The sequence below is a fragment of the Streptomyces sp. ADI95-16 genome (assembly GCF_003721495.1).
Taxonomy (GTDB): domain Bacteria; phylum Actinomycetota; class Actinomycetes; order Streptomycetales; family Streptomycetaceae; genus Streptomyces; species Streptomyces goshikiensis.
On sequence record NZ_CP033581.1, the window covers coordinates 5,820,902 to 5,842,715 of the forward strand.

Consider the following 21,814-nt stretch of genomic DNA (forward strand, 5'->3'; position numbering starts at 1 on the left):
CCGCGCGTTCGCGTCCGTCGTGTGGGTGACGCGGTTGTCCACAACGGCCCGGCTGTCCACCAAGATCCACAGGATCGGTGGGGACGCGGGACCGTCGGCGTCGGAGGTGGTGCCGGATGGACGCGAAGCGCGTGGCACAAGAGGAGTTGGCGGGGCGGGCTCCGGGACAGCGGGGTCCGGGTCCGGCGGGGCGGGCATCGGCGCAGCGGGCCCTGGGCCGGTACGGCGAAGAGCTGGCGGCGCGGAGGCTGACCGAGGCGGGGATGACCGTCCTGGCGCGGAACTGGCGGTGCCGGAGCGGCGAGATCGACATCGTCGCGCGGGACGGGGACGCCCTCGTCGTGTGCGAGGTGAAGACCCGTAGGGCGGGGGAGTTCGAGCACCCCATGGCCGCCGTCCGGCCCGGCAAGGCCGAGCGGTTGCGCCGGCTCGCCGGGCGATGGCTCGCCGACCACGGGGGACCACCGGCGGGCGGCGTGCGCATCGACCTGGTCGGCGTCGTACTGCCGCGGCGCGGTGCGCCCGTGGTGGAACACGTCAGGGGGGTGGCCTGATGGGGTTCGCGCGAGCCTGCTCGGTCGCCCTCGTCGGCGTCGACGGCGTGGTGGTGGAGGTCCAGGCCGACCTGGAGCCCGGGGTCGCCGCCTTCACCCTGGTCGGACTGCCCGACAAGACCCTCGTCGAAAGCCGGGACCGGGTGCGGGCGGCCGTGGTGAACTCCGGCGCGGCCTGGCCGCAGAAGAAGCTCACGGTCGGGCTCAGCCCCGCCTCCGTACCCAAGGGCGGCGCGGGCTTCGACCTGGCGGTGGCCGCCGCCGTGCTGGGCGCCGCCGAGGTGGTCGACCCCGGAGCCATCGCCGACCTCGTGCTCATCGGGGAGCTCGGCCTGGACGGCCGGGTGCGCCCCGTGCGCGGCATCCTCCCGGCGGTCCTCGCGGCCGCGGAAGCCGGGTACCGGCAGGTGGTGGTCCCCCAGCAGTGCGCCGCCGAGGCCACGCTGGTCCCCGACGTGTCGGTGCTCGGGGTGCGCAGCCTGCGGCAGTTGATCGCCGTGCTGACCGACGGGGTGGTGCCCGAGGAGGAACCCCCGGATCCACCGGGGCGACCGGATCCGATGCTGGCCGGCCTGATCGTCCCCGGCGCCGGACTCGGCACGGGCCTGGCCCGGGGCACGGGGAGCGAGGGCGAAGCCCCGGACCACCCCGACCTGTCCGACGTCGCCGGACAGCACGCCGCGCGCCGGGCCCTGGAGGTGGCCGCCGCCGGGGGACACCACCTCTTCCTCAGCGGGCCACCGGGCGCGGGCAAGACGATGCTGGCCGAACGGCTCCCGTGGATCCTGCCGCCGCTCACCCGGCAGGACTCGCTGGAGGTCACCGCCGTCCACTCGGTCGCGGGCATCCTCCCGCCCGGCGAACCGCTGGTCACCAAGGCCCCGTACTGCGCCCCGCACCACTCGGCGACCATGCAGTCGCTGGTCGGGGGCGGGGCCGGGGTACCCAGGCCCGGGGCGGTCTCCCTGGCCCATCGCGGCGTCCTCTTCCTGGACGAGGCCGCCGAGTTCAGCGCCAAGGCCCTGGACGCGCTGCGCCAGCCCCTGGAGTCGGGGCACGTGGTGATCGCCCGCGCCGCCGGGGTGGTACGGCTGCCGGCCAGGTTCCTGATGCTGCTCGCGGCCAACCCCTGCCCGTGCGGGAGGCACAACCTGCAAGGGGCCGGCTGCGAATGCCCGGCCTCCGTGGTGCGGCGCTACCAGGCGCGGCTGTCCGGCCCGCTGCTGGACCGGGTGGACCTGCGGGTGGAGGTAGAACCGGTCACCCGGTCCGACCTACTGGGCCGGGGCGGCCGCGGGGAGGGCACGGCGACGGTCGCCGACCGGGTGCGGGAAGCCAGGGCCCGGGCCGCGGCGCGGCTCGCCGACACCCCGTGGCGGCTCAACTCCGAGGTGCCCGGGCACGAACTGAGGACCCGCTGGCCGGCGGCCCCCGGAGCGCTGGCCCAGGCCGAACGGGACCTGGAGCGGGGGCTGCTCACCGCGCGCGGGCTGGACCGGGTACTGCGGGTCGCCTGGACCGTGGCCGACCTCCGGGGCCGCGACCGCCCCGACGCGCTGGACGTGGCGGTGGCCCTGGAGCTGCGCACCGGCATCGCCCGCGGCGCGACCCTGCCGCCCGGAGCCGGATCGTGACCCGGCCCGAGGAACAGGACCGAACACCGCTCCACGAGCCCGGGCCGGATCGAGGGGGCGCGCCCGGGCCCGCGGTGGATGCGGCGGGTGGAGAGGAGGCCGAGACGCTCGCCCGGGCCGCGTTGACGCGGGTGCTGGAGCCCGGGGAGGAACACGGCGGCCGGTGGCTCCGGGAGTTCGGGGCCGTCGGGCTGATGAGGCTGCTGACCGGGCCCGCCCCCGCGCCCGGCACGCTGACCGGGGTGGGTCCCGAGCGGCTCGCCGGCTACCGCGGCCGGGCCGCGCTCGCCGACCCCCGGCGGGACCTCGCGGCGGCCGCCGGATCGGGGGCCCGGTTCATCTGCCCGGGCTCGGCGGAGTGGCCGACCCAGCTGGACGACCTGGGCGACGCGCGGCCCGTCGGGCTGTGGCTGCGGGGCCGGCCCAACCTGCGGACCTGGGCGCTGCGCTCCGTCGCCGTGGTCGGCGCGCGGGCCTGCACCCCGTACGGGGCGCACATGGCGCAGACCCTGGCCACCGGGCTCGCCGAGCGCGGCTGGGTGGTGGTCTCCGGCGCGGCGTACGGGATCGACGGCGCCGCGCACCGGGGCGCCCTCGCCTCGGAAGGGGCCACCGCCGCGGTACTGGCCTGCGGGGTGGATGTGGCCTACCCGCGCGGACACGCCGGGCTGCTCGGCCGGATCGCCGGACAGGGCCTGGTGATGGGGGAACTGCCACCGGGAAGCCACCCCACGCCCAGCCGGTTCGTGCTGCGCAACCGCGTCATCGCCGCCCTGACCCGGGGAACGGTGGTGGTGGAGGCGGCCCACCGCAGCGGCTCGCTGGTGACCGCCCGCCGGGCCCAGCGGCTCGGCCGGCTCACCATGGGCGTGCCCGGCCCGGCCACCAGCGGCCTCTCCGCCGGGGTGCACGAACTGCTGCGCGGCGAGGCGGCGCTCGTCACGGACGCCGCCGAGGTCGTCGAACTCGTCGGCGCCATCGGCGAGCTGGCTCCCGAGCGGCGCGGCCCGGTGCTCGCCCGGGACCTGCTCGACCCGGACACCGCCCGGGTCCTCGAAGCCCTCCCGGCCGGCCGCCCCGCGCAGGTGGCGGAGGTGGCCCTCGCCGCGGCCACCGGTACCGATGAAGTCATCGGCAGACTGTACGAACTTCACTCTCTGGGGTTCGTCGAACGGCAGGGCGACGGCTGGCAGTTGGCCGGGCAGACACCTGGAAGAGGCACGCAAACGGACACCCCCCGGCGAGGCGGTCGTTGACCTGGGGCGTTCCGGTGAAAGAGTGAAGCCGATGAGAGACGCGGTCTTCCCGGTGACGGTCACCGGGACCGAGCGCCAGGCGCCGGTCCCGGGTCGCCCGCGCGGGTCCGGACGCCCCTGCACCTCCGCGCGATCCCGTACTCTTCGCGCACCGCGACACTTCCGTCACGCTACGTTCCCAAGGAATCCCGCTCCGGCAAAGGCGAAGCATGCCCCAGCACACCTCAGGGTCTGACCGCGCTGCGGTGCCCCCCGCTGCCCGTGGCAGCGTGCGGTCCACCGCACCCTCGTCCCTGGAGGCGCTCTGGCGCTCGTACAAGGAGTCGGGTGACGAGCGGCTGCGGCAGCAGCTGATCCTGCACTACTCGCCCCTGGTGAAGTACGTGGCCGGCCGGGTCAGCGTGGGCCTGCCGCCCAACGTGGAGCAGGCCGACTTCGTCTCCTCCGGGGTCTTCGGGCTGATCGACGCCATCGAGAAGTTCGACATCGACCGCTCCATCAAGTTCGAGACGTACGCGATCACCCGGATCCGGGGCGCGATGATCGACGAACTGCGGGCGCTGGACTGGATCCCGCGCTCGGTCCGGCAGAAGGCGCGGGCCGTGGAGCGGGCCTACGCCACGCTGGAGGCCCAGCTGCGGCGCACCCCGACGGAGTGCGAGGTCGCCGACGAGATGGGCATCGCAGTCGAGGAACTCCACACCGTCTTCAGCCAGTTGTCCCTCGCCAACGTGGTCGCGCTGGACGAGCTGCTGCACGTCGGCGGGGAGGGCGGCGACCGCCTTTCGCTGATGGACACCCTGGAGGACACCGCCGCCGACAACCCGGTGGAAGTGGCCGAGGGCCGAGAGCTGCGCCGGCTGCTGGCGCGGGCGATCAACACCCTTCCCGAGCGCGAGAAGACGGTGGTGACCCTCTACTACTACGAGGGGCTCACGCTGGCCGAGATCGGCAACGTGCTCGGTGTCACCGAGAGCCGGGTGAGTCAGATCCACACCAAGTCGGTGCTGCAACTGCGCGCGAAGCTGGCGGATGTCGGGAGATGACGGCGATCGGTCTTGCGCACCTCCGTAGAGTGGACGTGTGCCCAGGATTCGAGCGGCCTCCGTGGCCGAGCACCGGTCGATGCAGCGCGGCGCCCTGTTGGACGCCGCGCGTTCCCTGCTGTCCGAAGGCGGGACGGAGGCGCTGACCTTCCCCGCCCTCGCGGAACGGACGGGCCTCGCCCGGTCGTCCGTGTACGAGTACTTCCGCTCCCGCGCGGCCGTGGTCGAAGAGCTGTGCGCGGTGGACTTCCCCGTCTGGGCCGCCGAGATCGAGGCGGCGATGGAGCAGGCGGAGTCGCCGGAGGCGAAGATCGAGGCCTACGTGCGCAGCCAGCTGGCGCTGGTCGGGGACCGGCGGCACCGGGCCGTGGTGGCGATCTCGGCGAGCGAGCTGGACGCCGGGGCGCGGGAGAAGATCCGCGCGGCGCACGGCGGGCTGGTCGCGATGATCGTCGAGGCGCTGGGGGTGCTGGGGCAGCCGGAGCCCCGCCTCGCCGCGATGCTGCTCCAGGGCGTCGTGGACGCGGCGGTCCGGCGGATCGAGCTCGGCGCGGCCGAGGAACCCGAGGTCGTCACGCGGACCGCCGTCGCCATGGCCCTGCGCGGCGTCACCGGATAACCCCGCGGGCGCCGCCGCCGGCAGCAGGCGCGGCGTGGGCCGCGGGAGCAGGGCCAGCGGGTTGAGGTAGGTGTCGCCCGCCAGCAGCCCCCAGTGCAGGCAGGGCGCGGAGCAGTGGGCGCCCTCGGTGAGGACCGCGACCACCTGGCCCGCCGCCACCTCCTCGCCCTCCGTGACCAGTGGCCGGACCGGCTCGTACGTCGTCCGCAGCCCGCCCGGAAGGGTCAGGGAGAGGACCCCGCGCCCCGCCACCGGCCCGGCGAAGTGCACCCGCCCCGGGCCGACCGCCCGGACCTCCGCGCCCACCGGGGCCGCCAGGTCCACGCCGCGGTGCCCGGCCGCGTACGGCCCCGGCGGTGGATCCCACCACCGGACCACGGCCAGCGGCGCGGGCAGGGGCCGCACGCCGGGGACGGCGGCCAGGGCCAGGAGCAGGCTGAGCAGCAGTGTCGTCATGCCCCCCAGCGTCCCCGCGGGCCCCCGCGGCCCGCCCGCGCCTGTGGACGGACCGGCCGGTGTGGACAAGTGCGTCACCCGGCATACCGCCGGGTCCCGTACACTTCTTGTGGCGATCCGGGTCACCGGGTCGACTTCGCACGCCCCAGCAGCGGCCGGTCAGGCCGCGTGCCAGCGCTTCTCGGTCCCCTCTTCGGGGGCAGGGCGCAACGGGGCGTCAGGAACCAAACCGAGAAAACAAGGAGATGGCCATGGCCGTCGTTACGATGCGGGAGCTGCTGGAAAGCGGCGTCCACTTCGGTCACCAGACCCGCCGTTGGAACCCGAAGATGAAGCGCTTCATCTTCACGGAGCGCAACGGCATCTACATCATCGACCTGCTGCAGTCGCTGTCGTACATCGACCGCGCCTACGAGTTCGTTAAGGAGACCGTCGCGCACGGTGGCTCCATCATGTTCGTCGGTACCAAGAAGCAGGCCCAGGAGGCCATCGCCGAGCAGGCGACGCGCGTTGGTATGCCGTACGTCAACCAGCGGTGGCTGGGTGGCATGCTCACCAACTTCTCCACCGTCTACAAGCGCCTTCAGCGTCTGAAGGAGCTTGAGGCGATCGACTTCGAGGACGTCGCCGCCTCGGGTCTCACCAAGAAGGAGCTCCTGGTCCTCTCCCGCGAGAAGATCAAGCTGGAGAAGACCCTCGGTGGTATCCGCGAGATGTCGAAGGTTCCCAGCGCCGTCTGGATCGTCGACACCAAGAAGGAGCACATCGCGGTCGGTGAGGCGCGCAAGCTGCACATCCCCGTCGTCGCGATCCTCGACACCAACTGCGACCCCGACGAGGTCGACTACAAGATCCCGGGCAACGACGACGCGATCCGCTCCGTCACCCTGCTCACCCGCGTGATCGCCGACGCCGTCGCCGAGGGCCTCATCGCCCGTTCCGGTGCCGCGACCGGTGACTCGAAGCCGGGCGAGAAGGCCGCCGCCGAGCCGCTCGCCGAGTGGGAGCGCGACCTGCTCGAGGGCGAGAAGAAGGCTGACGACGCCGAGGCCCCCGCGGCCGAGGCCGCTGTCGAGGCCCCCGCCGCCGAGGCCACCGAGGCCCCTGCCGCCGAGGCCACCGAGGCCCCTGCCGCTGAGGCCCCGGCCGCCGAGGCTGTCGAGGCCCCGGCCGCCGACGCCGAGCAGGCCTGACCCACTGAGAGCGCCCGGCGTTCACGCGCCGGGCACTCACAGCACGGACGATGACGGCGGGGGAGCCGCGCGACGAGCGCGTCTCCTCCGCCGTTCACCCGTAGATCTACGACTTCGAGAGAGAATCACAGACTCATGGCGAACTACACCGCCGCTGACGTCAAGAAGCTCCGCGAGCTCACCGGCGCCGGCATGATGGACTGCAAGAAGGCCCTGGTCGAGTCCGACGGCGACGTCGACAAGGCTGTCGAGGCCCTGCGCATCAAGGGTCAGAAGGGCGTCGCCAAGCGCGAGGGCCGTTCTGCCGAGAACGGCGCCGTCGTCTCCCAGATCAGCGACGACAACACCTCCGGCGTCCTCGTCGAGCTGAAGTGCGAGACGGACTTCGTCGCCAAGGGCGACAAGTTCCAGGCCGTCGCCAACCAGCTGGCCGCGCACGTCGCCGCCACCTCCCCCGCCGACATCGAGGCGCTCCTGGCGTCCGAGATCGAGGCCGGCAAGACCGTCCAGGCGTTCGTGGACGAGGCCAACGCCAACCTCGGCGAGAAGATCGTCCTGGACCGCTTCGCGCAGTTCACCGGCGGTTACGTCGCGGCGTACATGCACCGCACCATGCCCGACCTGCCGTTCCAGATCGGTGTCCTCGTCGAGCTCGACAAGGAGAACGCCGAGGTCGCCCGCGGCATCGCGCAGCACATCGCCGCGTTCGCGCCGAAGTGGCTCTCCAAGGACGACGTCCCGGCCGAGGTCGTCGAGTCCGAGCGTCGCGTCGCCGAAGAGGTCACCCGCGCCGAGGGCAAGCCCGAGGCCGCGCTCCCGAAGATCGTCGAGGGTCGCGTCAACGGCTTCTTCAAGGACAACACGCTCCTTGGCCAGGCGTACGCCCTGGACGCCAAGAAGTCCGTCCAGAAGGTTCTGGACGAGGCCGGTGTCACCCTGACGCGCTTCTCGCGCATCAAGGTCGGCATCTGAATCCGTCCGTACGCGACGGACACCGGACCCCGGTAGGGTCTGAAGCAGTCGTCCGCGCTCGCGCAGGACGACCGCAGATCTGACGAGGAGGCCATTGCCGTAGAGGGAACCGCAAGGACCCACCGGCAATGGCCTTCTTCGTATGTGCACGAGGAGATCTCCATGAATCAGGGCGTAGACCCCCACACCGCTTCCGACGACAAGAGCGACCACGAGCAGAAGGGCCGCCGCTTCATGCTGAAGCTGTCGGGCGAAGCCTTCTCCGGCGGTGGCGGACTGGGTGTCGACCCCGATGTCGTGCACGCCATCGCCCGCGAGATCGCGGCCGTGGTCCGCGACGGCGCGGAGATCGCGGTCGTCATCGGCGGCGGCAACTTCTTCCGCGGCGCCGAGCTCCAGCAGCGCGGCATGGACCGTGCCCGCTCCGACTACATGGGCATGCTCGGCACCGTCATGAACTGCCTCGCCCTCCAGGACTTCCTGGAGAAGGAGGGCATCGACAGCCGCGTCCAGACCGCCATCACGATGGGCCAGGTCGCGGAGCCGTACATCCCGCTGCGCGCCGTGCGCCACCTGGAGAAGGGCCGCGTCGTGATCTTCGGCGCCGGCATGGGCATGCCCTACTTCTCCACCGACACCACGGCCGCCCAGCGCGCCCTGGAGATCGACGCCGAGGCCCTGCTCATGGGCAAGAACGGCGTCGACGGGGTCTACGACTCCGACCCGAAGAAGAACCCCGAAGCGGTGAAGTTCGACGCGCTGGAGTACAGCGAGGTCCTCTCCCGCGATCTCAAGGTCGCCGACGCCACCGCCATCACGCTGTGCCGGGACAACAAGCTGCCGATCCTCGTCTTCGAGCTGCTCGCCGAGGGCAACATCGCCCGCGCCGTCAAGGGTGAGAAGATCGGCACGCTCGTGAGCGACCAGGGCACCAGGGCCTGAGCAGTCGGCTGCCGGGCCCGGCCCCATCGGGGTCCGGCCCGCCCGCCCGCCTGAACCATCCATATCTGACATGCAGGAGCACGTGGTGATCGAAGAAATCCTCCTCGAGGCCGAGGAGAAGATGGAGAAGGCCGTCGTCGTCGCGAAGGAGGACTTCGCCGCGATCCGCACCGGTCGTGCGCACCCGGCGATGTTCAACAAGATCGTGGCGGACTACTACGGTGCCATCACGCCCATCAACCAGCTCGCCTCGTTCGCGGTTCCCGAGCCGCGCATGGCGATCGTGACGCCGTTCGACGCGTCCGCGCTGCGCAACATCGAGCAGGCCATCCGCGACTCCGACCTCGGTGTCAACCCGAGCAACGACGGCCGCATCATCCGGGTGACCTTCCCCGAGCTGACGCAGGACCGCCGCAAGGAGTACATCAAGGTCGCGCGCACCAAGGCCGAGGACTCCAAGGTCTCCATCCGCGCCGTCCGCCGCAAGGCCAAGGACGCCCTCGACAAGCTCGTCAAGGACAAGGAGGCCGGCGAGGACGAGGTGCGCCGCGCCGAGAAGGAGCTCGACGACACCACCGCCAAGTACGTGGCGCAGGTCGACGAGCTGCTGAAGCACAAGGAAGCCGAGCTCCTCGAAGTCTGATGAACGACTCTTCCTGGCAGCCGGAGCCGGTTCCGGCGGGTCCCGCATACGATGCGCAGGTGGGCCCGCACACTCGGCCCATGCCCATCGTGCCCGATGCCGCCGGCCGTGACTTCGACGACCGGGAAGCACGCGATCGGGGGGCCGCCCCGCGTGGCGGTCCCCTCTTCCGCGACGAGACGCCGCCGCAGGAGCCCATGCCCAGCCCCCCGCCTCCGTCCTCGCAGGCACCGCAGAACGACTCGCCCCCGCCGAAGAAGCGGGCGGGGCGCGACCTGCGGGCCGCCATAGGGGTCGGCGTCGGCCTCGGCGCGGTGATCTTCGCCTCCCTGTTCATCGTGAAGGCGGTCTTCGTCGGCGTCATCGCCGTCGCCGTCGTCGTCGGTCTGTGGGAGCTCACCTCCCGGCTCCAGGAGCAGAAGGGCATCAAGGCCCCGCTGGTCCCGCTGGCGGTGGGCGGCGCCGCCATGGTCATCGCCGGATACGTCCGCGGGGCCGAGGGCGCCTGGGTCGCGATGGCGCTGACCGCGCTGGCCGTCCTCGTGTGGCGGATGACCGAGCCGCCCGAGGACTACCTCAAGGACGTCACGGCGGGCGTCTTCGCGGCGTTCTACGTGCCGTTCCTGGCCACGTTCGTCGCGATGCTGCTCACCGCCGACGACGGCCCGCAGCGGGTGGTCACCTTCCTGGTCCTGACCGTGGTCAGCGACACCGGGGCGTACGCGGTCGGCTGGCGGTTCGGCAAGCACAAGCTGGCGCCGCGCATCAGCCCCGGCAAGACCCGCGAGGGGCTCTTCGGAGCGGTGGCCTTCGCGATGGCGGCCGGCGCGCTGTGCATGGAGTTCCTCATCGAGGGCGGCGCCTGGTGGCAGGGCCTGCTGCTGGGCCTCGCGGTCGCGGTCAGCGCCACCCTGGGCGACCTCGGCGAATCGATGATCAAGCGGGACCTCGGCATCAAGGACATGGGCACGCTGCTGCCGGGTCACGGCGGCATCATGGACCGGCTGGATTCCCTGCTGCCGACCGCCCCCGTGGTCTGGCTGCTGCTGGCCGCGTTCGTCGGCACCGGCTGACCGCACCCGGTCGGGTTATCCTGGAGGGCGCGCCGTGTGCATGCGGCGCGCCCTTTCCGTCCAGCGGCCGAGCCGCGGACCGGCCCTGCACGCGCGGGGTGATCCCCACCTCGTCGCACTGAGGAGTACCGCATGGCCCCCCGTCCCGCTCCGGGTGAGCTCACCTTCGTCGCCCCCCGCGGTGTGAAGAAGCCGCCCCGGCACCTGGCCGACATGACCCCGGCCGAGCGCCGCGAGGCGGTCGCCGCGATCGGTGAGAAGCCGTTCCGGGCCAAGCAGCTCTCGCAGCACTACTTCGCCCGGTACGCGCACGACCCCGCGGAGTGGACCGACATTCCGGCGGCCTCCCGGGAGAAGCTCCAGCAGGAGCTGCTGCCGGACCTGATGAACGTCCTGCGGCACATCAGCTGCGACGACGACACCACCCGCAAGACCCTCTGGAAGCTGCACGACGGCACGCTCGTCGAGTCCGTGCTGATGCGCTACCCCGACCGGGTCACCATGTGCATCTCCTCGCAGGCCGGCTGCGGCATGAACTGCCCGTTCTGCGCCACCGGCCAGGCCGGCCTGGACCGCAACCTGTCCACCGCCGAGATCGTGCACCAGATCGTCGACGGCATGCGCGCCCTGCGCGACGGCGAGGTCCCCGGCGGACCGGCCCGGCTGTCGAACATCGTCTTCATGGGCATGGGCGAGCCGCTGGCCAACTACAACCGCGTCGTCGGCGCCATCCGCCGCCTCACCGACCCCGAGCCCGACGGCCTCGGCCTGTCGCAGCGCGGTATCACCGTCTCCACCGTCGGCCTGGTCCCGGCCATGCTGCGCTTCGCCGACGAGGGCTTCAAGTGCCGCCTCGCCGTCTCGCTGCACGCTCCGGACGACGAGCTGCGCGACACCCTGGTGCCGGTGAACACCCGCTGGAACGTCCGCGAGGTGCTGGACGCGGCCTGGGAGTACGCGGAGAAGTCCGGCCGCCGGATCTCCATCGAGTACGCCTTGATCCGTGACATCAACGACCAGGCCTGGCGCGGTGACCTGCTCGGCAAGCTGCTCAAGGGCAAGCGGGTCCACGTCAACCTCATCCCGCTGAATCCGACCCCGGGCTCCAAGTGGACCGCCTCGCGCCCCGAGGACGAGCGGGCCTTCGTCGAGGCCATCGCCCGCCACGGCGTCCCGGTGACCGTGCGTGACACCCGTGGCCAGGAGATCGACGGCGCGTGCGGCCAGCTGGCCGCCTCGGAGCGCTGAATTTCGGCCTGGTCGTGCATATTCGGCCACGGGGTACCCTGTGGCCGAACCAATTGCATATTCCGACAGGGGAGCGCCACAGCGCTGAGAGTGCGGGACCGTCATCCGCAGACCCTCTGAACCTCGCCCCGGTCATTCGGGGTAGGAAGTTCGGTCATCACTCAAGCTGTTGCGCCATGCCCGGCGTCCGCTCGAACAGAGCGCCGGGCATGGCCGCGTCTTCTCCTGGACATCCCAGGAGGAATCACCAGTGAGCACCACCAAGAAGATCGCGGGTGCCGCGCTCGCGGCCGCGATCGGCGTCAGCACGCTCAGCGCCTGCGGCGGCGGCGACGCCAAGGACAAGCCCGCGGGCGCGAGCGACGCCCCGAAGTCCAAGACCGTCACGCTCGTCTCGCACGACTCCTTCAACGTGACCGACTCGGTCCTCAAGGAGTTCGAGCAGCAGAGCGGCTACACCGTGAAGGTGCTGAAGTCCGGGGACGCCGGCGCGGCGCTGAACCAGGAGATCCTGACCAAGGGCTCCCCGCGCGGCGACGTCTTCTTCGGCGTCGACAACACCCTCCTCTCCCGCGCCCTCGACAACGGCATCTTCACGCCGTACGAGGTCAAGGGGCTCGGCGAGGTGAAGCCGGAGTACGTCCTGGACAAGGAACACCGGGTCACCCCGATCGACTCCGGTGACATCTGCGTCAACTACGACAAGCAGTACTTCGCCGACAAGAAGCTCGCCCCGCCGCAGACGCTGGACGACCTGGTCAAGCCGGAGTACAAGAACCTGCTGGTCACCGAGAACGCCGCGACGTCCTCGCCCGGTCTCGGCTTCCTGCTCGCCTCCGTCGGCAAGTACGGCGAGGACGGCTGGAAGGACTACTGGAGCAAGCTCAAGGCCAACGGCGTCGAGGTCGTCGACGGCTGGGAGCAGGCCTACAACGAGCGCTTCTCCGGCTCCGCGGGCGGCAAGAAGGCCAAGGGCGACCGTCCGCTGGTCGTCTCCTACGCCTCCAGCCCGCCGGTCGAGGTCCTGTACGGCGAGCCGCAGCCGGCCGAGGCCCCTACCGGCGTCTCCACCGGCACCTGCTTCCGTCAGGTCGAGTTCGCGGGCCTGCTCAAGGGCGCGAAGAACGAGGCGGGCGGCAAGGCGCTCCTGGACTTCCTGGTGGGCAAGAAGTTCCAGGAGGACATGCCGCTCCAGATGTTTGTGAACCCGGTCGTCAAGGACGCGAAGCTGCCGGAGCTGTTCACGAAGCACGGCGTGGTCATCGAGAAGCCGGAGAACGTGGCCCCGGAGACCATCGCCAAGAACCGTGACCAGTGGGTCAAGGCATGGTCCGCGCTCGTCGTGAAGTAGTACGGGAGAGCCCGAAGGAGAGCGCGCGGGCCACGCTCGTCAGGCTCGCCCTGATGGCGGTCCCGCTCGTCTTCTTCGGGCTGTTCTTCGCCTACCCCGTCGCAGCGATCGTCGGGCGCGGGCTCAAGACGCAGGACGGCTGGCAGTTCGGCCGGATCGGCGAGGTGCTGGCCCGGCCCGACATCGCCGAAGTGCTCTGGTTCACCACCTGGCAGGCGCTCGCGTCGACGGTGCTCACGCTGCTGATCGCGCTCCCCGGCGCGTACGTGTTCGCGCGCTTCGAGTTCCCCGGCAAACAGCTGCTGCGGGCGGTGGTCACCGTTCCGTTCGTGCTGCCGACCGTGGTCGTCGGCACCGCGTTCCTCGCGCTCGTCGGGCGGGGCGGGCTGCTGGACGAGATGTGGGGCGTCCGGCTCGACACCACCGTGTGGGCGATCCTGCTCGCGCACGTCTTCTTCAACTACGCCGTGATCGTCCGGACGGTCGGCGGCCTGTGGGCGCAGCTCGACCCGCGCCAGGAGGAGGCCGCCCGGGTGCTCGGCGCCGGGCGGTTCGGCGCCTGGCGCCGGGTGACGCTGCCCGCGCTCGGGCCGGCGGTCGCCGCCGCCTCGCTGATGGTGTTCCTGTTCACCTTCAGCTCCTTCGGCGTCGTGCAGATCCTCGGCGGACCCTCGTACTCCACCCTGGAGGTGGAGGTCTACCGGCAGACCGCGCAGCTGCTGGACCTGCCGACGGCCGCCGTCCTCACCATGGTGCAGTTCGCCGCGATCGCCACGATCCTCGCCGTGCACGCCTGGACCGTGCGCAGGCGGGAGACCGCCCTGCGCCTGGTCGACCCGGGCCGGACCGCGCACCCGCCGCGCGGCCTCGCGCAGCGTTCGCTGCTGGGCGGGGTGCTGCTGTCGGTGGCCCTGCTGATCGTGGCCCCGCTCCTGGTGCTGGTCGAGCGCTCCCTCGACGCGCCCGGCGGGTACGGGTTCGGCTTCTACCGGGCCCTCCAGGACGCGGGCGCCGGAGGCGGCACGTTCCTGGTGCCGCCGCTGGAGGCGATCTGGAACTCCCTCCAGTACGCGCTGGCCGCCACCGCCATCGCGTTGCTGATCGGGGGGCTCGCGGCGGCCGCCCTGACCCGGCGCGCGGGCCGGTTCGTACGCGGCTTCGACGCGCTGCTGATGCTCCCGCTGGGGGTGTCGGCGGTGACGGTCGGCTTCGGGTTCCTGATCACCCTCGACGAGCCGCCGCTGGACCTGCGGACCTCGTGGATCCTGGTGCCGCTGGCGCAGGCGCTGGTCGGCGTGCCGTTCGTCGTACGGACGATGCTGCCGGTGCTGCGCGCGGTGGACACCCGGCTGCGGGAGGCGGCGGCGGTGCTCGGCGCGTCGCCGCTGCGGGCGTGGCGGGAGGTGGACCTGCCCTTGGTGCGGCGGGCCCTGCTGATCGCGGCCGGCTTCGCCTTCGCGGTCTCGCTGGGGGAGTTCGGCGCGACGGTCTTCATCGCGCGGCCGGACCACCCGACGCTGCCGGTGGCCGTGGCGCGGCTGCTGGGGCGGGCCGGGGAGATGAACTACGGGCAGGCGATGGCCCTGAGCACGATTCTGATGCTGGTGTGCGCGGTGTCCCTGCTGGTGCTGGAGCGACTGCGACCCGACAAGACCTCGGGAGAGTTCTGATGACACTGCTTCGGCTGGAGGGGGTCTCGGTCCGCTTCGGGGAACGCGCGGTCGTGGACGCCGTGGACCTGGAGGTCGCCGAGCACGAGATCGTGTGCGTCCTCGGACCGAGCGGAAGCGGCAAGTCCACGCTGCTGCGGGTGGTGGCCGGGCTCCAGACGGTCTCGGCCGGACGGGTGCTGCTGGGCGGCGCCGACCAGGCCGGGGTGCCGGTCCACCGGCGGGGCGTGGGCCTGATGTTCCAGGACCACCAGCTGTTCCCGCACCGGGACGTCGGCGGGAACGTCGCCTTCGGGCTCCGGATGCGGGGCGGGGGACGGGGGTCGTACGAGGCCCAGGTCGCGGAGTTGCTGGAACTGGTCGGGCTGCCCGGCGCCCAGGGCCGGGCGGTGGCCTCGCTGTCGGGCGGTGAACAGCAGCGGGTGGCGCTGGCCCGGGCGCTGGCGCCGTCGCCCCGGCTGCTGATGCTGGACGAACCGCTGGGGCAGCTCGACCGGGGGCTGCGGGAGCGGCTGGTCGTGGAACTGCGGGGGCTGTTCTCCCGGCTGGGGACGACGGTCCTGGCGGTCACGCACGACCAGGGGGAGGCGTTCGCACTGGCCGGCCGGGTCGTGGTGATGCGGGACGGGCAGATCGCGCAGGCGGGGACCCCGCTGGAGGTGTGGCAGCGCCCGGCCTCGGAGTTCGTCGCCCGCTTCCTCGGCTTCGAGAACGTGGTCCCGGCGACGGTGTCCGGCGGGGCGGCGGTGACCGCGTGGGGGAAGGTCCCGGTGCCGGCCGGATCCCCGGAGGGGGAGCGGAGCGTTCTGATCCGGCCGGCCGGGGTGGTGCTCGCGGCGGCGGGGCTGGGCTGCGAGGTGCTCTCGCGGACCTTCCGGGGTACGCACGTGGCGTTGCTGCTACGGCCGGAGGCGGGGCCCCCGCTGGAGGCCGAGTGCGGGCTCGCGGGGGCGCCGGCCGTGGGGGACCGGGTCGCGGTGACCTTCGCCCCGTCCGAGGTGGTCGTCCTCCCGCCGGCGTAACCGCGGAGCGGGACGCCCCGGACGCCGGCGGGGGAGGACCTGGGGCCTGATCCGAAAGACAGGCCCTAGGCCACCGGGGCCGGCTGCGGGGAGTCCGTCGCGGCCTCGGCCTCGTCGTGGTTGCCGTACCAGGCCACCGCCACCGCGCCGGTGACGGCCAGGACGAAGCCGAGGACCGCCAGCCAGGCCAGGCCCGGGCGGGACGCGTCGCCGAGCCAGAGCACGCCGATCGCTCCGGGGAGCACCGTCTCGCCCACGACCAGGGCCGCCGTCGCGCCGTTCACCGAGCCGATCTGGAGGGCGACGGTGTGCAGGTACATGCCGCCGACCCCCGCCAGCACGATGGCGTAGAGCGCCGGGTCGGACAGCAGGCTCCCCAGGCCGAACGGCTCGACACCGTTCAGGATGCGGACGCCGACGCCGAGCGCGCCGAAGGCGAGGCCCGACAGCAGGCCCGCCAGGATCGCCGCCCGGGCGCCCAGGAACCGTACGGCCACCGTGCCGCCCACGATGATCAGCAGCGTCACGCCGAGCAGCCACCAGTGGGTGGACATCGGGGCGTGGTGGCCGCCCTCGTGCCCGGCGGCCGTGGCCAGCAGCACCAGCGCCGCGCAGACGACCCCGATCGAGGTCCACTCCTTACGGGTCAGCCGGATGCCCAGCATCTTCACGCTCAGCACGGCGGTGATCACCAGGTTGGCGCTGATCACCGTCTGGGAGAGGAACAGCGGGAGCAGCCGGGCGGCGAGCGCGCCGAGGCCGAAGCCCACGAAGTCCAGGATGGTGCCGACGATGAACTCCCAGGTCATCGCCGCCTTCGCGGTGGAGGACAGGTTCGGTCCGCCGTGCTGGGTCACCCCCGCGGCGGCCGGGGACGTCCGGGCCGCACGCCGGGAGCCCACGGCTTGCAGGACGGACCCCGTGCCGTAACAGATGGACGCCGCGATCGCGGTCAGCAGGCCTATGAGCACCGAGGGCTCCGTTCACGTCTGGCAGGTTTTGCGGTTTGATTACCTAAGGCAGACGTGCGATCGGGCCCGGGAGTTGCCTCCCGGGCCCGTCGGGCTCATCTCATTGCGCCCGGCCCATCGCCGCGAGCGCCTCGGGGACCTCCGCCACCGAGTCGACCAGCGCGATCCGGGACTCCATCCCCCGGCCGCGCGCCAGCGCGCGCAGCAGCGGCCAGGCCGGCAGGTGCTCGGTCCAGTGGTGGCGCCCGACCAGCACCATCGGGGTCGGCTCGCCCCGCGACGCGTAGTAGTTCGGGGTCGCGTTGTCGAAGATCTCCTGCACCGTGCCCGCCGCGCCCGGCAGGAACACCACGCCCGCGGTGGACCGGGCCAGCAGCCCGTCCTCCCGGGTGGCGTTCGCGAAGTACTTGGCGATGTGGCCCGCGAACGCGTTCGGCGGCTCGTGCCCGTAGAACCAGGTCGGGATGCCCACCGAGTCACCACCGGCCGGCCAGCGCTCGCGCACCGCGAAGGCCGCCCGCGCCCAGTCGGACACCGACGGGGTGAACGACGGGGCCTTGGCCAGCAGCTCCAGGGCCTCCGCGAGGGCCGCGTCCGGCGCCGGGGCCAGGTACGCGCCGAGGTTCGCGGCCTCCATCGCGCCGGGCCCGCCGCCGGTGGCCACGGTCAGGCCCGACCGGGCGAGACCGCGGCCGAGTTCCGCCGCGCCCCGGTACTCCGTACCACCGCGCTCCATGGCGTGGCCGCCCATCACGCCGACGACCCGGGCACCGCTCAGGTGCTCGTCGAGGGCGTCGGAGACGGCGTCGTCGTGGATGGAGCGCAGCATCGAGGAGAAGACGTCGCCGTCGGCCTTGGTCTCCTGGAACCAGGCGTAGGCCTGGGCGTCAGGGGTGGCCTCGTAGCCGTCGGCGAGCCCCGTGAACAGTTCGTCGGCCGTGTACAGGAGGCCCCGGTACGGGTTGAACGGCAGGTCGGGAACCGGCGGGTAGACCAGCGCGCCGTCCGCGCGGACCTTCGCCGAGGCATCGGGCTCCATCGCGCAGCCCAGGAACACGGCCGCCGAGGTGTCGGCGGCCAGCAGCGCGAAGGTCCGTTCCAGCAGGTTGACCGACTGGATCCGGTAACCGCTGAGCGAGCCGCGGGCCACTACCTGGTCGAATTCGGCGAGCGTCTCGATCTCGATGTCTGCGTTGACCATTCGAGCACCCTAAGGGCTGCTCCCGTCAGCGGGTCAGCGCCAGCGACGTCAGCTGCGCCACACCCCAGCTCAGGGGTACGCACACGATCACCAGCGCCGTCGCCCGCAAGGTGGCGGCCGTACGCAGCACCGGGCCCGGAGCGCCCAGGTCGAGCAGGGTCTCCCGGGTGGCGGAGCGGGCCTGCCTGGCCTCCACCGCCGAGGTGAGGAGCGTCGCCGACGCGCACAGCACCACCAGCAGCGCGGCGGGTCCCGTCAGCGGGCCCAGCGGCAGCGGCGCCGTGCCCCGGTCGGCCAGGGCCGCGGCGGTGAGGGCGCCCGCGCCGACCGCGCACAGCACCCCGAGGGGGCGGCCCAGCCGGGGGGCCTCCTCCTGGAGGGCCCGGCCGGCCAGCAGCCGGAGGGCTCCGGGGCGGACGGCCTGGACCAGTGTTCCGCAGGCGTAGGCCAGGCCCGGCCCGGCGAGGGCGAGTCCGGCCGCGGTCAGGGTCCAGCCGGCCGCCATGCCCGCGGCCCCGCGTCCGAAGCCCGCTTCGACGGCGAGCCCGCACGCGGCCAGGGCGATGCCCCAGGGCAGTCCGGCCTGCGGAGCCGGCGCCGGGCGCGGCCGCAGGGCGACGGCGGTCGCGACGGAGGCGGCCAGCGGGACCAGGGTCATCAGGGTGAGGGCGGCCGCCACGGGCAGTGGCCGGTCGGCGTGCAGCAACCCGGCCCCCGCACCGTCGAAGGGCAGGCCGGCGAGGTCGCCCCGCAGGTGGAGGAAGGCCGCCAGCGCGAGCGCGCTGCCGAGCGCGCAGGCGACGGCGGTGGAGATCGCCCCGGCCAGGGTGAGCCGGATCGGTCCCAGCCCGACGGCGTCGAGCCCCTCCAGGGGCCGGGTCGCCGGGTCGGTACGGGCCACGGCGACGGCGAACTGCACGGTGGCGGCGACCGGCAGCAGGGCCCAGAGCAGCTGCGGGAACGATCCGCCGGGCCGGACGGTCGCCTGCGCGAGGACGTACAGGAGCAGGAATCCGGTGGCGGCCGAGGCGGCGGCGACCAGCAGCCGGCGCAGCTGGACGAGCGGCCGGGAGCCGCGGGCTAGGCGGAGAGCGAGCACGCGGCCTGGTCCTCCGGGGTCTCGGTGGAGCCGGCGGGCGCGGACCCCTCGCCGGCGGCCTCAGCGGCCTCAGCGGCCTCGACGGCCTCCGCGGCCTCGGCGGGCCGGCCGTCGAGCAGGGCGAGCCGCCGGTCGGCGGCGGCAGCGCTCTCCTCGTCGTGGGTGGCCAGCAGGACGGTGATCCCGTGAGAGCGGGCGGCGGTGGTGAGGGTGCGCATGAGCAGGGCGCGCTCGGCGCGGTGCAGTGAGGCCGTCGGCTCGTCGGCGAAGATCACGGCGGGCTCGCTGACCAGGGCCCGGGCCAGGGCGACCCGCTGGCACTCGGCCCGGGTCAGCGCGGACGGGCGTTTGCGGGCGAAGCCGCCGATGTCGAGGCGGTCCAGCCATGCGCAGGCGGCCGTCTTGGCGGCGCGGTGCGAGGCGCCCCCGATCAGCAGCGGCAGCGCGGCGTTCTCCCAGACCTTGAGCTCGGGCAGCAGCCGGGGCTCGGGGTCGATCCATCCGAACCGGTCGCGGCGCAGCCGTTCGCGGACCAGGGCGCCCATGGTGTGCACGGGCACGCCGTTGAACCAGACCTCGCCCTGTTCGGGCACCAACTGCCCGGAGAGGCAGCGCAGCAGGGTGGTCTTGCCGCTGCCGCGCGGTCCCGTCACGGCGAGGATCTCGCCCTGGCGGACGCCGGCCGAGACCCCGATCAGGCCGGGTGAACCGCTGTGGGAGTAGTGAAGGGACCGAGCCCAGAGGACGTCATTGTCGGGTGGGGCAGTGTCCGGTGGAGCCACCATGGCGTACACCTCCGTCCGGGGGAACGAAGCGGAGCCCGTTGAGTCACTGACGCCGCACTGAGATGTAAAGAGACGAACCGCTCGGATGGTGACAGCACACGGCCCGGACCCCCGCGTTCTCACTCGAACGGGGGATCCGGGCCGGGCATCCGGACTGTTCGCAGCCTGGATGGTGGAGCTCGGTTACAGCTTGGTCCACGCCTCGGTGAGCACCGAGCGCAGGATCCCCTCGATCTCGTCGAAGGTGCCCTGGTCCGCGATCAGCGGCGGGGCCAGCTGGATGACCGGGTCGCCGCGGTCGTCGGCCCGGCAGTACAGGCCGTTCTCGAAGAGCGCCTTGGAGAGGAAGCCGTAGAGCACGCGCTCCGTCTCCTCGTCCGTGAAGGACTCCTTCGTGACCTTGTCCTTGACGAGCTCGATGCCGTAGAAGTAGCCGTTGCCGCGGACGTCACCGACGATCGGCAGGTCGTGCAGCTTCTTCAGCGTCGAGAAGAAGGCGCCCTCGTTGTCCAGCACGTGCTGGTTGAGGCCCTCCTTGTCGAAGATGTCGAGGTTGGCCAGCGCGACGGCCGAGGAGACCGGGTGGCCGCCGAAGGTGTAGCCGTGCAGGAAGGTGTTGTCACCCTTGTAGAACGGCTCCGCGAGGCGGTCCGAGATGATGCAGGCACCGATCGGGGAGTAGCCCGAGGTCATGCCCTTGGCGCAGGTGATCATGTCCGGCACGTAGTCGAACTTGTCACAGGCGAACATCGTGCCGAGGCGGCCGAACGCGCAGATCGTCTCGTCGGAGACGAGCAGGACGTCGTACTCGTCGCAGATCTCGCGGACGCGCTGGAAGTACCCGGGCGGCGGCGGGAAGCAGCCACCGGCGTTCTGCACCGGCTCCAGGAAGACGGCGGCGACGGTGTCGGCGCCCTCGAACAGGATCTCCTGCTCGATCTGGTCGGCGCACCAGCGGCCGTAGGCCTCCGGGTCGTCGCCGAAGATCGGGGCGCGGTAGATGTTGGTGTTCGGTACCTTGTGCGCGCCGGGGACCAGCGGCTCGAAGGGGGCCTTCAGGGCGGGCAGACCGGTGATGGACAGGGCGCCCTGCGGGGTGCCGTGGTAGGCCACCGCGCGGGAGATCACCTTGTACTTGGTGTGCTTGCCCTGGAGCTTGAAGTACTGCTTGGCCAGCTTCCAGGCGGTCTCGACGGCCTCGCCGCCACCGGTGGTGAAGAAGACCTTGTTCAGGTCGCCCGGGGCGTAGTGGGCGAGGCGCTCGGCGAGTTCGACGGCCTTGGGGTGCGCGTACGACCAGATGGGGAAGAAGGCGAGTTCCTGCGCCTGCTTGTAGGCGACCTCGGCCAGTTCCTTGCGGCCGTGACCGGCGTTGACCACGAACAGTCCGGCGAGACCGTCCAGGTAGCGCTTGCCCTTGTCGTCCCAGATGTAGGTGCCCTCGCCCCGGACGATGGTGGGGACGGGGGAGTTCTCGTAGGACGACATGCGGGTGAAGTGCATCCACAGGTGGTCGTACGCGGTCTTGGAGAGGTCCTGGCTCACGGTTATCGGGTTCCCCACATGTAGGTCTGCTTCTTCAGCTTCAGGTAAACGAAGCTCTCGGTTGATCGCACGCCGGGGAGCGCGCGGATCTTCTTGTTGATGGTGTCGAGCAGGTGGTCGTCGTCCTCGCAGACGATTTCCACCATCAGGTCGAACGAGCCCGCCGTCATGACCACGTACTCGCACTCGGCCATCGCGGTCAACGCGTCCGCCACGGGGTCGAGGTCTCCCTCGACGTTGATGCCGACCATCGCCTGGCGCCGCAGCCCCACGGTGAGCGGGTCGGTGACGGCGACGATCTGCATGACCCCCTGGTCGAGCAGCTTCTGCACGCGCTGGCGCACAGCCGCCTCGGAAAGGCCGACGGCCTTGCCGATCGCGGCGTAGGGACGGCGTCCGTCCTCTTGCAGTTGCTCGATGATCGCCAGGGACACAGCATCGACCGAAGGGGACGGTTGTCTGTTCCTGGAATCTGCGCTTCGACTGACCACGACCTCACTGTGCACGAGGAGTCGTCCGTTCCGCAAGACGGAA

20 protein-coding genes, 1 pseudogene and 1 riboswitch are annotated in these 21,814 nt (G+C 72.1%); of the genes and pseudogenes, 14 read left to right on the forward strand and 7 right to left on the reverse strand.

Annotation, left to right across the window (positions count from 1 at the left end):
• Positions 1-116 precede the first annotated feature (116 nt).
• From EES41_RS26185 to EES41_RS26205, 5 genes are all read left to right on the forward strand, one after another.
• Positions 117-554, forward strand: coding sequence for a YraN family protein (locus EES41_RS26185; protein ID WP_250568483.1), 438 nt, complete (start codon positions 117-119; stop codon positions 552-554).
• Positions 554-2,188, forward strand: coding sequence for a YifB family Mg chelatase-like AAA ATPase (locus EES41_RS26190; protein ID WP_123080555.1), 1,635 nt, complete (start codon positions 554-556; stop codon positions 2,186-2,188). Before EES41_RS26185 ends, EES41_RS26190 begins: the two co-directional genes overlap by 1 nt.
• A gap of 74 nt (positions 2,189-2,262) precedes the next feature.
• A complete protein-coding gene (dprA, locus tag EES41_RS26195) occupies positions 2,263-3,444 on the forward strand; it encodes a DNA-processing protein DprA (protein WP_123080556.1) in 1,182 nt (393 codons plus the stop codon).
• A gap of 209 nt (positions 3,445-3,653) precedes the next feature.
• Positions 3,654-4,490 carry an RNA polymerase sigma factor WhiG gene (gene whiG, locus EES41_RS26200; RefSeq protein ID WP_123080557.1) on the forward strand — a complete coding sequence of 279 codons (837 nt, stop codon included), beginning with the start codon at positions 3,654-3,656 and terminating at the stop codon, positions 4,488-4,490.
• A gap of 61 nt (positions 4,491-4,551) precedes the next feature.
• Complete coding sequence (locus EES41_RS26205) at positions 4,552-5,109, forward strand: TetR/AcrR family transcriptional regulator (RefSeq protein ID WP_123080558.1); 558 nt, start codon at positions 4,552-4,554, stop codon at positions 5,107-5,109.
• 42 nt (positions 5,110-5,151) lie between these two features.
• On the opposite strand, the pseudogene EES41_RS26210 reads toward EES41_RS26205, so the two are convergent.
• Positions 5,152-5,565 (reverse strand): annotated as a pseudogene (locus tag EES41_RS26210) (murein hydrolase activator EnvC); the annotation flags it as partial.
• A 251-nt stretch (positions 5,566-5,816) separates the two neighbouring features.
• Here EES41_RS26210 and rpsB point away from each other — a divergent pair.
• From rpsB to EES41_RS26255, 9 genes are all read left to right on the forward strand, one after another.
• Positions 5,817-6,758: a 30S ribosomal protein S2 gene (gene rpsB, locus EES41_RS26215; RefSeq protein WP_123080559.1), complete on the forward strand. Its 942-nt coding sequence runs from the start codon at positions 5,817-5,819 to the stop codon at positions 6,756-6,758.
• 135 nt (positions 6,759-6,893) lie between these two features.
• Positions 6,894-7,730: a translation elongation factor Ts gene (gene tsf, locus EES41_RS26220; RefSeq protein WP_008737586.1), complete on the forward strand. Its 837-nt coding sequence runs from the start codon at positions 6,894-6,896 to the stop codon at positions 7,728-7,730.
• Between the two features lie 162 nt (positions 7,731-7,892).
• On the forward strand, positions 7,893-8,672 hold the full coding sequence (gene pyrH, locus EES41_RS26225; protein ID WP_073776623.1) for a UMP kinase: 780 nt from the start codon (positions 7,893-7,895) through the stop codon (positions 8,670-8,672).
• A gap of 85 nt (positions 8,673-8,757) precedes the next feature.
• On the forward strand, positions 8,758-9,315 hold the full coding sequence (frr, locus tag EES41_RS26230) for a ribosome recycling factor (RefSeq protein WP_008737589.1): 558 nt from the start codon (positions 8,758-8,760) through the stop codon (positions 9,313-9,315).
• Positions 9,315-10,388 carry a phosphatidate cytidylyltransferase gene (locus EES41_RS26235; RefSeq protein ID WP_123080560.1) on the forward strand — a complete coding sequence of 358 codons (1,074 nt, stop codon included), beginning with the start codon at positions 9,315-9,317 and terminating at the stop codon, positions 10,386-10,388. Before frr ends, EES41_RS26235 begins: the two co-directional genes overlap by 1 nt.
• A gap of 132 nt (positions 10,389-10,520) precedes the next feature.
• Positions 10,521-11,636: a 23S rRNA (adenine(2503)-C(2))-methyltransferase RlmN gene (rlmN, locus tag EES41_RS26240; protein WP_008737592.1), complete on the forward strand. Its 1,116-nt coding sequence runs from the start codon at positions 10,521-10,523 to the stop codon at positions 11,634-11,636.
• A 57-nt stretch (positions 11,637-11,693) separates the two neighbouring features.
• Positions 11,694-11,802: riboswitch (TPP riboswitch) on the forward strand.
• Between the two features lie 84 nt (positions 11,803-11,886).
• Positions 11,887-12,987: a thiamine ABC transporter substrate binding subunit gene (locus EES41_RS26245; RefSeq protein ID WP_123080561.1), complete on the forward strand. Its 1,101-nt coding sequence runs from the start codon at positions 11,887-11,889 to the stop codon at positions 12,985-12,987.
• Positions 12,988-13,040: 53 nt separating this feature from the next.
• The gene (locus EES41_RS26250) at positions 13,041-14,657 is read left to right on the forward strand and encodes an iron ABC transporter permease (RefSeq protein ID WP_123080562.1); all 1,617 of its coding nucleotides are present in this window, start codon (positions 13,041-13,043) and stop codon (positions 14,655-14,657) included.
• A complete protein-coding gene (locus tag EES41_RS26255; RefSeq protein WP_174261740.1) occupies positions 14,657-15,679 on the forward strand; it encodes an ABC transporter ATP-binding protein in 1,023 nt (340 codons plus the stop codon). The genes EES41_RS26250 and EES41_RS26255 overlap by 1 nt, the downstream gene beginning before the upstream one ends.
• A 65-nt stretch (positions 15,680-15,744) precedes the next feature.
• Here EES41_RS26255 and EES41_RS26260 read toward each other — a convergent pair whose 3' ends face one another.
• From EES41_RS26260 to EES41_RS26285, 6 genes are all read right to left on the reverse strand, one after another.
• Positions 15,745-16,650, reverse strand: a complete 906-nt coding sequence (locus EES41_RS26260) for a hypothetical protein (protein WP_123080563.1) — start codon at positions 16,648-16,650, stop codon at positions 15,745-15,747.
• Between the two features lie 100 nt (positions 16,651-16,750).
• Positions 16,751-17,851, reverse strand: a complete 1,101-nt coding sequence (locus tag EES41_RS26265; RefSeq protein ID WP_123080564.1) for an LOG family protein — start codon at positions 17,849-17,851, stop codon at positions 16,751-16,753.
• A 25-nt stretch (positions 17,852-17,876) separates the two neighbouring features.
• The gene (locus EES41_RS26270; RefSeq protein ID WP_123080565.1) at positions 17,877-18,950 is read right to left on the reverse strand and encodes a hypothetical protein; all 1,074 of its coding nucleotides are present in this window, start codon (positions 18,948-18,950) and stop codon (positions 17,877-17,879) included.
• Complete coding sequence (locus tag EES41_RS26275) at positions 18,932-19,735, reverse strand: ABC transporter ATP-binding protein (RefSeq protein WP_123080566.1); 804 nt, start codon at positions 19,733-19,735, stop codon at positions 18,932-18,934. The genes EES41_RS26270 and EES41_RS26275 overlap by 19 nt, the downstream gene beginning before the upstream one ends.
• A 183-nt stretch (positions 19,736-19,918) precedes the next feature.
• Positions 19,919-21,298: an aspartate aminotransferase family protein gene (locus tag EES41_RS26280; protein ID WP_008737612.1), complete on the reverse strand. Its 1,380-nt coding sequence runs from the start codon at positions 21,296-21,298 to the stop codon at positions 19,919-19,921.
• Positions 21,283-21,786, reverse strand: coding sequence for an Lrp/AsnC family transcriptional regulator (locus EES41_RS26285; protein ID WP_037791052.1), 504 nt, complete (start codon positions 21,784-21,786; stop codon positions 21,283-21,285). Before EES41_RS26285 ends, EES41_RS26280 begins: the two co-directional genes overlap by 16 nt.
• Positions 21,787-21,814 lie beyond the last annotated feature (28 nt).